This window comes from Streptomyces sp. SM1 (genome assembly GCF_002910825.1).
GTDB classification, from domain to species: domain Bacteria; phylum Actinomycetota; class Actinomycetes; order Streptomycetales; family Streptomycetaceae; genus Streptomyces; species Streptomyces okerensis.
In genome coordinates this window covers 1-11749 of the sequence record NZ_NEUB01000818.1, presented here as the reverse complement: position 1 = coordinate 11749, position 11749 = coordinate 1, and the positions used below count along the sequence as shown (strand labels likewise).

The window sequence follows — 11749 nt, the reverse complement described above, 5'->3', positions numbered from 1 at the left end:
ATCCGTGCGTGCGGTTTTCCCGCACACGGCTTACCGATGATCTTCTTGACATGGTTACGCAGCCTTCGGATAGCGAATCGTGCCACCCAGCCGATACAGGCCATGCCCGTTGAACCACTCCTCAGTCCATTCCGCCCGCTGGCCTGACCTCAGATTGCGGCCGCGCTTCTTGGCCATCAATCTGTGGAGCCGCCATACGACATATCGATCAGCGGTCTGGAACTTGTCAGCGGCGTTCCCGGTTCTGAAGTAGTTACCCCAGCCGCGCAGGATCGGATTCAGGTCCGCAATCACGTCCCGAATATCCATTCCAGTCCGACGGCGGTCGGTCCGTTCCCGGACCTTGTCCCGGAGTCTCTTCATCGCCGCTTTCGAGGGCCAGCGGTGCAGGTAGAAGCGGACGGTCCCGTACTTCTCCCACGACCTGCCCGAGAAGCGTGCTCTGAAGTGGCAGCCGAGGAAGTCGAGTCCTTCCCGGCCCTCTCTGAGGTCAACAATCTTCGTCTTGTCCGGGTGCAGTCGCAGCCCCAGCGAAGTCAGGATCTCCCCGACCGCGTCAAGAGCAGCCCTGGCCTGGCGTTCCGAACGGCACAGGACGACGCCGTCGTCCGCGTACCGCACCAGCTCACCCACTCCGCGCCGCGATAGCCCGGAGTCCAGAACGTGCAGGTAGACGTTGGCCAGCAAAGGCGAGATCACCCCGCCCTGAGGCGTCCCGCTTCACGCTACGGCCCGCGCGCTTGCTCCCCCCAAAGGGGCTCTTGACATCCCGCTCAGCCCGCCGGATCTCTCCGACGGACCGGGACCTGCTACCGGGCACTCCGGTGTCTACCCGGACGGGACTTCCACCCGCGAGCCTGGACCAGCTTTCAGGACGCAACATGCCCCCGATCCTACGGAAGCGGTACCGGTCCCCCGGGCCGGTCCTTTCGGGCGGAGGCGACGCGGCCCGGGCGCAGGATCCGTACGACGTGGCCGTCGCAGTTCCGGCAGGTCGGCCGGTTCAGCGGGGAGGGGACGACCCGGCCGTCCGACACGTAGATCACGAAGTCATGGCCGTCGGCGTCGGTGTGATGCTCTATCTCGAACGATTGTTCCCACCCGTATCCGCAGCGCATGCACGCGAACGAATACGCCTCGTTGACCACGGCGGTAGCACCCGCCCGCAGTCCCCTGTACCCCGAGTTCTCACTCATAGCGGCTCCCGTCGGTCCACCGACGAAACGAATCCGAACCCGTCCTCACCCCCAGTGGACTCCTCCCCGGCCCCGGGCACAGGAGGGAAAACCGAGTATTGGTGTCGATTTGGCCGTGGCTTGCCAAACCACCCCGTAGCTCTTTACGAACGCCAGGCTTCAGCCCCTTCAGGGGCGCGGGGAACTGCGCGGCAAGCCCCCACCCACCGCCAGCCCGAGACACTCCGCATCCCTAACGGCGCTCCCCCGGACGGGAACCGGCATTCTTGGACGCAACCACCGCATCGAACACCTGCCGCTTCGGCACCCCCGCCCCCACCGCCACCGCGGCGATCGCCTCCTTGCGCCGCTCCCCCGCCTCCTCCCGCACCCGCACCCTCCGGACCAGCTCGGCCGCGTCGATCTCCTCCGCGCCCTTTTCCGGCGCGCCCTCGACCACCACGGTGATCTCCCCGCGCACGCCCTCGGCCGCCCACTCGGCGAGCTCGGCCAGCGGGCCGCGCCGGACCTCCTCGTACGTCTTGGTCAGCTCCCGGCAGACGGCGGCCCGCCGCTCGGCCCCGAAGGCCTCGGCCATCGCGGCGAGGGTGTCGTCGAGGCGGTGCGGGGCCTCGAAGTAGACGAGGGTGCGCCGCTCGTCCGCGACCTCGCGCAGCCGCCCCAGCCGCTCGCCGGCCTTCCGGGGCAGGAACCCCTCGAAGCAGAAGCGGTCGACGGGCAGCCCGGACAGGGCGAGCGCGGTGAGCACGGCGGACGGGCCGGGCACGGCGGTGACCTTGATGTCCCGCTCGACGGCCGCGGCGACCAGCCGGTACCCGGGGTCGGACACGGACGGCATCCCGGCGTCCGTCACCAGCAGCACGCGCGCGCCGCCCGCCAGCTCCCCGACCAGTTCGGGCGTACGGGCGGACTCGTTGCCCTCGAAGTACGACACGACCCGGCCCCTGGCCGTGACGCCGAGCGCCTGGGTCAGCCGGCGCAGCCGCCGGGTGTCCTCGGCGGCGATCACGTCGGCGCCGGTCAGTTCCTCGGCGAGCCGGGGCGGCGCGTCCGAGATGTCGCCGATGGGGGTGCCTGCGAGTACGAGGGTTCCGGTCACGGCCCCATCCTCCCAGCAACGGGGAAAGGACCGAGGCGGGGGTGAAAGCTACTACACGTTTTCTAGTCGTTCATAGTCACCTCTAGTCGTACGTCTCGAATACCTTGGCGCTATGAAACTTTCGGAGTGGGCGCGGCAGCAAGGTGTGAGCTACCAGACCGCCTGGCGTTGGGTGAAGGACGGGAAGATGCCCGTTCCGGTCCGTCAGGCGCCGTCCGGAACGTGGCTGGTCGCTGAGCCCGCTGCGGTCGTCTCTGCGACCTCGGGGCGGGTGGTGGCGTACTGCCGCGTGTCGTCCGCCGACCAGAGGCCCGACCTGGAGCGGCAGGCGGCCCGGGTCGTGGCCGGCGCGAACGGGCTCGGCCTGGCCGTCGCCGAGGTCGTCACCGAGGTCGGCTCGGGGCTGAACGGGCGGCGCCGCAGGCTGCACCGCCTGCTGTCCGACCCGAACGCCACCGCAATCGTGGTCGAGCACCGTGACCGGCTGGCCCGGTTCGGCGTCGAGCATCTCGAAGCCGTCCTGTCGGCGTCCGGGCGGCGCCTGGTCGTCCTCGACCCCACTGAGACCGCTGACGACCTGGTGCGGGACATCACCGAGGTGCTCACGTCGATGTGCGCCCGCCTGTACGGGCGGCAAGTGGCGAGGACCCGCGCCGCCCGCGCGGTGGCCGTGGCGACCGGCGAGGCCGCCGGGTGAAGAAGTTCCAGGCGCAGCCCGGTTTTGTGGTGCAGGCATACCGGTTCGCCCTGGACCCGAACGCCTCCCAGGAGCATGCGCTGCGCTCGCACTGCGGCGCGGCGCGTGCCGCCTACAACTGGGCTGTCGGCTGGGTCGGGGCGTCGTGGTGGCAGCGCCGTGCGGAGGAGTCGTACGGGATTGCCGAGGAGGATCTGACCGAGTGGCGGCCGTGGTCGCTGCCCGCCCTGCGGAAGGCGTTCAACGAGGCCAAGCACACCGACCCGAGGTTCGCGGCCTGGCGGGAGGAGAACTCCAAGGAGGCGTACTCCACGGGCCTCGCGAACGCCGCCGCCGCGTTCGACAACTACGCGAAGTCCAAGCGCGGACAGCGTAAGGGCAAGCGAGTCGGTGTGCCGCCTTTCAAGTCGAAGCGGAAGGCGCGCCCGTCCTGCCGCTTCACGACCGGCACGATCCGCGTCGAGCGGGACGGCCGGCATGTGACGCTACCCCGCCTGGGCACGCTCCGCACCCACGAGCCCACTGCCGGACTCCTCACCCGCGTCCAAGCCGGGACGGCCCGGATCCCTTCCGCGACCGTCCGCCACGAGCGGGGGCGCTGGTTCGTGTCCTTCCAGGCCGAGGTCAAGCGCGACCTCGTACGCGTGGCACGACCGGACGCGGCGGTCGGTATCGACCTCGGGGTGAAGATCCTCGCGGTCATGGCCGACAGCACCGGCGAGATCCGCACCGTCGCCAATCCCGGGCACTACGACGCCGCGCGTAAGCAGCTGCGCCGGGCGTCCCGCACCGTGTCCCGCCGCCGGGGCCCCGACCGGCGGACCGGACAGAAACCGTCCCGCCGGTGGGAGAAGGCCGAACAAGGTCCACCACCGGGTGGCGAACGTCCGCGAAGACGCCCTGCACAAGCTCACCACCGCCGTGGCCGCCGAGTACGGCACCATCGTGGTGGAAGACCTCAACGTCGCCGGCATGCTCCGCAACCGGCGCCTCGCCCGCCGGATCGCCGACGCCGGATTGGGCGAGATCCGCCACCAGCTCGACTACAAGACCAGCCGACGCCACGCCACCCGCCTCGTGATCGCCAACCGCTGGTACCCCTCATCCAAGACCTGTTCCGGGTGCGGCGAAGTGAAAGCCAAGCTGCCGCTGCACATCCGTACCTACGAATGCGACGCCTGCCACCTGGTCATCGACCGGGACGACAACGCCGCACTCAACCTCGCCGCTCTCGCGGCAGCCTGCGTGACTGGTACCGGAGTGGCCGGAGACCAGGACACCGTCCCGGCGGTGCCGAAACCTCGTGGAGCCGACCAGAAGACCCGCACCACCCGCCCCGCCGCAAGGCGGAGGCGAGGCGGGCAGGTGGCGCAACCCTGCCGCACCAGCGGCAAACAGAAGCGAGAGACCGTACTCAAACCGAAGCCCTTGACGCTCTGGTGATGTGACGGACCTTCCGGGCCGAAATACCCGGGATGCCAAGACCTGACTACGGTCTCGGCAACGGCATACCGCCCATGCGCGGGACTCACACAGCGCCGTTCCCTACGATGGCGCGGTGACCAGTACCGCGTCCTCCACGGACACCCGGCAGGAGCAGTCGTCGCTCGAGCAGCGGCAGACGTGGCAGCAGCGGCTGCGCCGTTTCGGCTACCGGGCGCCGGGTCCCGGAGACGATGTCCGTGACCGCCTGGTCCCGCCGTACACCGAGCCGTCGGGCCGGCTGTGGGCGACGCTCGGGGTGCCGCCGCCGTTCGCGCGGCGCATCACGCGCTGGTCGGCGTGGGGCGGTCCACTGCTGGTCACACTGCTGGCGGGGGTGCTGCGGTTCTGGAACCTGGGCAGCCCGAAGGCGGTGATATTCGACGAGACGTACTACGCCAAGGACGCGTGGGCGCTGATCCACCGCGGGTTCGAGGTCAACTGGGAGAAGAACGCCAACAGCCTGATCCTGAACTCGGGCGGGGACGTGCCGATCCCCACCGACGCGGCGTATGTGGTGCATCCGCCGGTCGGTAAGTACATGATCGGTCTGGGCGAGCTGATGTTCGGCTTCGACCCGTTCGGCTGGCGGTTCATGACCGCGCTGCTGGGAACGCTGTCGGTGCTGATGCTGTGCCGGATCGGCCGCAGGCTCTTCCGTTCCACGTTCCTCGGCTGTCTCGCGGGCGCGCTGATGGCGGTGGACGGGCTGCACTTCGTGATGAGCCGGACCGCGCTGCTCGACGGTGTGCTGATGTTCTTCGTCCTCGCGGCGTTCGGCGCTCTGGTGGTCGACCGGGACCGGGCGCGGGCGAAACTGGCCGCCGCGCTGCCGGTGGACGCCGACGGACGGGCCCGGCCCGACGCCTGGACGGCGGAGAACACCCGCATCGGCTTCCGGCCCTGGCGGCTCGCGGCCGGCCTGATGCTGGGCCTGGCGATCGGCACGAAGTGGAACGCGCTGTACATCATGGCGGCGTTCTGTGTGATGGCGGTGCTGTGGGATGTCGGCGCACGCAGGGTCGCGGGCGCCCGGCACCCCTGGACGGCGGTGCTGAAGCGCGATCTGGGCTGGGCGTTCCTGTCCACGGTGCCGGTGGCGGTGGTCACCTACTTCGCGTCCTGGATCGGCTGGATCCTCTCCCCGTCCGACGGCACCGGCGGCTACTACCGCGACTGGGCGGTGCGGGACGGCCGCGACAGCGCCTGGTCCTGGCTGTTCCCCGACTGGTGGCGGAGTCTGTGGCACTACGAGAACCAGGTCTACGAGTTCCATGTCGGCCTGTCCTCGCCGCACACCTACGAGTCCAACCCGTGGAGCTGGATCGTCGCCGGCCGGCCGGTGTCGTACTTCTACGAGTCCCCCGCCCCCGGCGCGGACGGCTGCCCCGTCGACGCGGGTGAGAAGTGTGCCCAGGAGGTCCTGGCGATCGGCACGCCCATGCTGTGGTGGGTGGGCTGTTTCGCCCTGCTCTACGTGCTGTGGCGCTGGTTCTTCCGCCGCGACTGGCGTGCGGGCGCCATCGCCTGCGGCATCGTGGCCGGCTACGCCCCGTGGTTCTTCTACCAGGAACGCACGATCTTCTTCTTCTACGCCATCGTCTTCCTGCCCTTCCTGTGCCTGGCCGTGGCGATGCTCCTGGGAGCGCTCGTCGGCCCGCCCCGCTCCGGCGACACCCGCCGCGTCGCGGGCGCGACGGCGGCGGGCGTCCTGACCCTGCTGATCGCCTGGAACTTCATCTACTTCTGGCCGATCCACACCGGCACCCCGATCCCGATCGACGACTGGCGGGCGCGGATGTGGCTGGATACGTGGGTGTAGCTGGACATACGTCCCACGGGGGCCGGTGGAGCACCGCGCCCCCGTGGCCATTGTCGTTCCGAGGATCCCGCCGCTGAAGTCACTGCGGCCCAGAGACGGCCTGGACTCCGTCTCGGATCTCGCCGGCCTCGGGGTGCGACCCCTTCGCCTCGAAGCAACTCGGGGTGGGCGCTTGACCTCGGTCCGGCGCGCCCGTCACCTGCGCTGACGATCCACGGGCGTCCGCCGTTGTCCGTGGGCGTTGTCACGCAGTTGGACACTCACCCGGCGGACGTGACGAGGGAGCTTCAGTCGCCCGCGAACCACAAGTAACTTCCTGGAGTGGCCTCGCACTCCTCCAGCATCGTCGCGAGGTCGTCCAGTGCGGCGAGCTGACGGTCGTCACTGCATCTCTGCCTCAGACCCTGGACCTCCCGGAGGACGGCTGCGGCCTCCTGTTCGTTCATCAACGTGTCCCCGTACGGATCGACGGCAGTGAGCCTCCCCAGTGCTCCAAGGAGCTGCAGTGAGCCGAGCGCATCGGCCAGCGCGTCGCCGTGTCCGTAGGAGCTCCGCAGAAGTGTCGCGCGGGACTTGCGCCAGTTGTTGCGCGTCGGCCGTGATGAGTGCAGCTCCAGATCAATCCCCATGCCTCATGATGCTCGTACTGTGCCGCCGCACAGCCGGCGACTGATCGGTGACGGCCTTGCCCCGGATCTTGCCGAGGGTCTTGGTGAGCTGCCGAGGCTGCAGCCGTTCGCGGGAGTGCGGCGGATGCGGTGGGACAGTCTGTCCTCGTCCGCACCGTCTGGGGCACCGGTCTTTCAGCACAGCTCGTGTTAACGCTTGCATTAACATGGGGGTCGTGGCTCAATGGGAAGTGGTCCTCGTCGCCGAGGTCGCGGCATGGTTCGACGCGCTGGCGGAGGGGGACTGGGACAGCGCCGAGCAGGTGGAAGACGCCATCGACATGCTGGCGGTCACAGGTCCGACGCTGGGTCGTCCGCTGGTCGACCGGATCAAGGGTGCCGACAGCCATCACTTGAAGGAGCTGAGGCCGGGCTCGTCCGGGAGCAGCGAGATCCGGATCCTCTTCGCTTTCGATCCAGTGCGACGGGCCGTGCTGCTGGTGGCTGGCGACAAGGCCGGAAACTGGCAGCGTTGGTACGACGTCAACATCCCGATCGCCGAGGAGCGCTACCAGGCGCATGTGACCGATCTTGAGACCAGGGAGTACGAATGAGCACAGTCAGCTGGGAGGAGACCAAGCGCAAGGCGCGTGAGCGGCGCGAGGCCGCTGGACTGCCGGTGCGTTCGGCTCAGGAAAAGCAGGCGTCCATGGACAGGCTGACCGCCGAGGTGCGCGCCCACAGGTTGGCAGAGGTCCGGCGTGAACAGGCGTTGACCCAGCGCCAGGTTGCCACGTCCATGGGAGTCTCTGCTCCTCGTGTCTCCGCGATCGAGCACGGCGAGCTGGACCGGGCCGAGGTGGCGACGCTCCGGGCTTATGTGGAAGCACTCGGTGGCCGGCTGCGTGTGATCGCGGATTTCGGGGATGCGGAGTACACCGTCGCTTGAGGCGACTGTTACGACGCTCGCGTACCTGTTGAGGACCTGGCCGACAACCCTCCGGATTGGCTCTCCCGTCCTTGGTCCTTCGCGGATGCCGGATGACGGATCCCGGTGGCCGAAGCCTTACTGTTCCCAAGCCTCCTTGGGGGCCGTGGGCTCGGAGCCCGTGCAACTGGGGCACCCCTCGCGTCCGCTGATGTCGGCGGAATGCTTCGGCCCTTCGTCGGCTCGCCGTGTGGAGATGAAGCACGAGGCAACCCGCATCACTGCGGTTCGACTCAACTCCAGGTCATCGGCACCCCGATCCCGATCGACGACTGGCGGGCGCGGATGTGGCTGGATACGTGGGTGTAGTCACGGGGCGCCGTCCGGATCCCGGCGGTCGGGGTCTCCGTTGGGACAACAAACGGAAACAGACGGCCCGGTCGGAACCCTCACCGCATAGAGTGCTCACGCGCCGGGCTTTCTGAACGCGTTCAGAAGACGTGGGGTCCGGCGGGGGAGGGGTTCGCCCGATGGGCAAGGGGGTCAGGACCGCTGTCATAGGCGGTGTGTTCGCGGTGATGGTGGGAGGCGCCGGTTACGGGGCGTACAATATCGTGTCGGCCGTGGGCGGTGACGGGGGCGGCGGGACGTCGGAGGCGAGGAAGTCGGGGCCGCCGGACCGGGACGAGGTCAGGAAGGCGAGCGAGGCGTTCTTCGGCGCCTGGGAGAAGGGGCAGGCCGAGCAGGCGGCCTCGTACACGAACAACGCGCAGGTGGCCGGGGGGCTGTTGGCGGGGTACGGGGCGGAGGCGCACATCGGCGATGTCGTGATCACGCCCGGTGAGGCCACCGGCACCACCGTCCCGTTCACCGTGAAGGCGACCGTCGCCTTCGGCGGCAGGTCGAAGCCGCTGCGCTACGCGAGCGAGCTGACGGTCGTCCGGGGGGAGACCACCGGGCGGGCGCTGGTCGACTGGAAGCCGTCCGTCGTGCACCCGGATCTGCGGGAGGGCGACGCGCTCGTCACCGCGGAGGCCGCACAGCCGCCCATCGAGGCCGTGGACCGTGACGGCACGGTGCTCACGAAGGAGAAGTACCCCTCCCTCGGTCCCGTCCTGGACACCCTGCGCCAGAAGTACGGTGCGCAGGCCGGCGGCACGCCGGGCGTCGAGCTGATGGTCCGGCACGCCGAGACGGCCTCCGGTGAGGCGGCCGCGGACACCTCGCTGCTGACCCTGGCCGAGGGGGAGCCGGGCAAGCTGCGCACCACCCTCAGCGCCGGAGTGCAGGCGGCGGCCGAGAAGGCGGTGAAGGGGTTCGCCGAGTCGTCGGTGGTGGCCGTGAAGCCGAGCACCGGTGAGGTGCTGGCGGTGGCCAACCAGCGCGCGGACGGATTCAACGCGGCTTTCCAGGGCCAGGTCGTCCCCGGCTCCACCATGAAGATCATCACCGCCGCCATGCTCATCGACAACGGCGTGACCTCGATGAACGGCCCGGCGCCCTGTCCGGCGAGCGCCGTATGGCAGAGCCAGACCTTCAAGAACCTCACCGGCATGGAGCCGAACGAGGGCGCCACCCTCGCCAACAGCTTCCTGCGCTCCTGCAACACGGCCTTCATCAAGCTCATCGACGAGAAGCCGCTCACCACGGCCTCCCTGACCCAGGAGGCACAGGAGCGGTTCGGGCTCGGCCGGGACGACTGGAAGACCGGCATCGTCTCCTTCGACGGCAGCGTTCCCGACGTCGGCGGCCCGGACCAGGCGGCGAACGCCATCGGCCAGGGCCAGGTGCAGATGAACCCGCTGAACATGGCCTCGGTGACGGCCACGGCCATCACCGGCACCTTCCGCCAGCCGTATCTCGTCTCCCCGGACCTCGACGGCCGGCAGCTGGCGCAGGCCAAGGGCCTGCCCGCGGACACCGCCGCCCAGCTGAAGGAGATGATGCGGCTCACCGCCACGCAGGGCACCGGGCAGAAGGCCATGGCCGGACTCGGCGGCGACATCGGCGCGAAGACCGGGTCGGCGGAGGTCGACGGCAACGACACCTCGGACAGCTGGTTCACCGGCTTCCGGAACGACATCGCGGCGGCGGCCATGGCCCAGCAGGGCGGTCACGGCGGCGACGCGGCCGGCCCGATTGTCGCAGCCGTGCTACGAGCAGGCGGCTGATCGCGTCACAGAGTTGACGGGACTCTAGGGTGGTGGCCGTCGTCGGCGTAAGGGATGCGCCATGAGCGCCACGCGGGTCACGGGGAGCCCGGCGGGCAGCGGAGGAACGGGAACCAGTGGGGAACAGAGTGCGCGCAGCCGGTGAGCGGCCGAGGACGAGGCCCGCCGTGATCGGCGCGGTGATCGCCGCGGTCGTCGGCGCCGGTGGGGTCGGCGCCTACGCGCTGACAGGGGGCGGCGGCCAGGAGGGCACCCGTACGACCACGGCACGGGAGGACGTCAGAACCGGCCCGCTGTCCGCCGCCGAGGTCACCGCCGCGGCCGAGCGCTTCCTCACCGCCTGGGAGGCCGGCCAGGTGTCCGAGGCCGCCGCCGCCACGGACGACCCGGCGGCCGCCACCGCGCTGCTCACCGCCTACGCCAAGGAGGCCGGGGTCAGGGACGTCACGCTCACCCCGGGCACCGCCGCCGGGGCAGACGTCCCCTTCACCCTGAAGGGCACGGTGTCCTACAAGGAGATCGCGAAGCCGCTGACGTACCGCGGCGCGCTGACCGTCGTGCGCCGGGCCGGGGACGGTGAGCCGCTGGTCGGCTGGCGGCCGGAGGTCGTCCATCCCGACCTCAGGGACGGCGACAGGCTCGTCACCGGTGAGGCGGGCACCCCGCCGGTCAAGGCGCTGGACCGGGACGGCGGTGAACTGACCACGAAGACGTATCCGTCGCTCGGGTCGGTGCTGGACGGCCTGCGGGCGAAGTACGGCGAGAAGGCGGGCGGCGAGGCCGGCGTCGAGCTGCGGATCGTACGCGGCAAGGCCTCCGAGAAGGCGAAACTGTCCGACAAGACGCTGCTGGAGCTGAGCGAGGGCACGCCGGGCACGGTGCCGACCACACTGGATCCGTCCCTGCAGGCCGCCGCCGAGGCGCAGGTGGCGCAGAAGAAGCAGGCGTCGGTGGTGGTGCTGCGTCCGTCGACCGGCGAGATACTCGCGGTGGCGAACTCCTCGCACGGTTTCAACACCGCGTTCCAGGGGTCGCTGGCCCCGGGCTCCACGATGAAGGTGATCACCGCCTCGATGCTGATCGAGAAGGGCCTCGCCTCGATGGACGAGAAGCATCCGTGCCCGAAGTACTTCAGCTACGGCGGCTGGAAGTTCCAGAACCTCGACAAGTTCCAGATCAAGGACGGCACCTTCCGGGCGAGCTTCGCCCGCTCCTGCAACACGGCCTTCATCAGCCAGGCTCCCGAGCTGAAGGACGACGACCTGACCAAGCACACCCAGCAGGTGTTCGGCCTGGGCATGAACGACTGGCAGGTCGGTGTGCCGACCTTCGACGGCTCGGTGCCGGTGCAGAAGGACGCCCCGATGGGGGCTTCCCTGATAGGCCAGGGCGGGGTGCGGATGAACCCGCTGAACATGGCGTCGGTGTCGGCGACGGTCAAGGCGGGCGTGTTCCACCAGCCCTATCTGGTCTCGCCGGAGGTCGACGGACGCGAGCTGGCGACGGCCTCGCGGACCCTGTCACCCGGCACGCTGGCGCAACTGCGGGAGCTGATGTCGTACACGGCCACCTCCGGCACGGCCGCCGAGGCGATGGCCCAGGTGAGCGGTGACCGGGGCGCGAAGACCGGGTCGGCCGAGGTCGACGGCCAGAAGAAGCCCAACGGCTGGTTCACGGCGTACCGCGGTGACCTGGCGGCCGCCGGTGTGGTGCAGGAGGGCGGCCACGGCGGTTCCACGGCCGGGC

Annotated in this window: 9 protein-coding genes and 3 pseudogenes; 7 read left to right on the top strand and 5 right to left on the bottom strand. The window is 69.7% G+C overall.

Annotated elements, in window-relative coordinates; translation table 11 throughout:
• Positions 1-54: 54 nt before the first annotated feature.
• The 4 genes and pseudogenes from B9S61_RS42605 to rsmI all read right to left on the bottom strand — a co-directional run bounded on the left by B9S61_RS42605 (position 55) and on the right by rsmI (position 2295).
• Positions 55-363, bottom strand: a complete 309-nt coding sequence (locus B9S61_RS42605; RefSeq protein ID WP_258039849.1) for a group II intron maturase-specific domain-containing protein — start codon at positions 361-363, stop codon at positions 55-57.
• A gap of 84 nt (positions 364-447) precedes the next feature.
• Positions 448-705, bottom strand: a pseudogene (locus B9S61_RS42600) (reverse transcriptase domain-containing protein); the annotation flags it as partial.
• 191 nt (positions 706-896) lie between these two features.
• Positions 897-1196: pseudogene (locus B9S61_RS25485) on the bottom strand (hypothetical protein); the annotation flags it as partial.
• 232 nt (positions 1197-1428) lie between these two features.
• Complete coding sequence (gene rsmI, locus B9S61_RS25480) at positions 1429-2295, bottom strand: 16S rRNA (cytidine(1402)-2'-O)-methyltransferase (protein WP_103544334.1); 867 nt, start codon at positions 2293-2295, stop codon at positions 1429-1431.
• Positions 2296-2407: 112 nt separating this feature from the next.
• Between rsmI and B9S61_RS25475 the strand changes: the two genes are divergently transcribed.
• The 3 genes and pseudogenes from B9S61_RS25475 (at position 2408) to B9S61_RS25465 (ending at position 6296) form a co-directional block, all read left to right on the top strand.
• Entirely contained in the window at positions 2408-2992 is a 585-nt protein-coding gene (locus B9S61_RS25475; protein WP_103544333.1) for an IS607 family transposase, read from the top strand.
• Positions 2908-4435, top strand: a pseudogene (gene tnpB, locus B9S61_RS25470) (IS607 family element RNA-guided endonuclease TnpB). The gene B9S61_RS25475 and the pseudogene tnpB overlap by 85 nt, the downstream one beginning before the upstream one ends.
• A 115-nt stretch (positions 4436-4550) precedes the next feature.
• Complete coding sequence (locus B9S61_RS25465; protein ID WP_103544332.1) at positions 4551-6296, top strand: dolichyl-phosphate-mannose--protein mannosyltransferase; 1746 nt, start codon at positions 4551-4553, stop codon at positions 6294-6296.
• 287 nt (positions 6297-6583) lie between these two features.
• On the opposite strand, the gene B9S61_RS25460 is transcribed toward B9S61_RS25465, so the two are convergent.
• Entirely contained in the window at positions 6584-6925 is a 342-nt protein-coding gene (locus B9S61_RS25460; protein WP_103544331.1) for a hypothetical protein, read from the bottom strand.
• 206 nt (positions 6926-7131) lie between these two features.
• Between B9S61_RS25460 and B9S61_RS25455 the strand changes: the two genes are divergently transcribed.
• From B9S61_RS25455 to B9S61_RS25440, 4 genes are all read left to right on the top strand, one after another.
• Positions 7132-7518 carry a type II toxin-antitoxin system RelE/ParE family toxin gene (locus B9S61_RS25455; protein WP_103544330.1) on the top strand — a complete coding sequence of 129 codons (387 nt, stop codon included), beginning with the start codon at positions 7132-7134 and terminating at the stop codon, positions 7516-7518.
• The gene (locus B9S61_RS25450) at positions 7515-7853 is read left to right on the top strand and encodes an XRE family transcriptional regulator (protein ID WP_103544329.1); all 339 of its coding nucleotides are present in this window, start codon (positions 7515-7517) and stop codon (positions 7851-7853) included. Before B9S61_RS25455 ends, B9S61_RS25450 begins: the two co-directional genes overlap by 4 nt.
• A 509-nt stretch (positions 7854-8362) precedes the next feature.
• A complete protein-coding gene (locus B9S61_RS25445; protein WP_103544328.1) occupies positions 8363-10003 on the top strand; it encodes a penicillin-binding transpeptidase domain-containing protein in 1641 nt (546 codons plus the stop codon).
• A gap of 116 nt (positions 10004-10119) precedes the next feature.
• On the top strand, positions 10120-11749 hold a 1630-nt coding region (locus B9S61_RS25440; protein ID WP_103544336.1), incomplete at its 3' end, for a penicillin-binding transpeptidase domain-containing protein.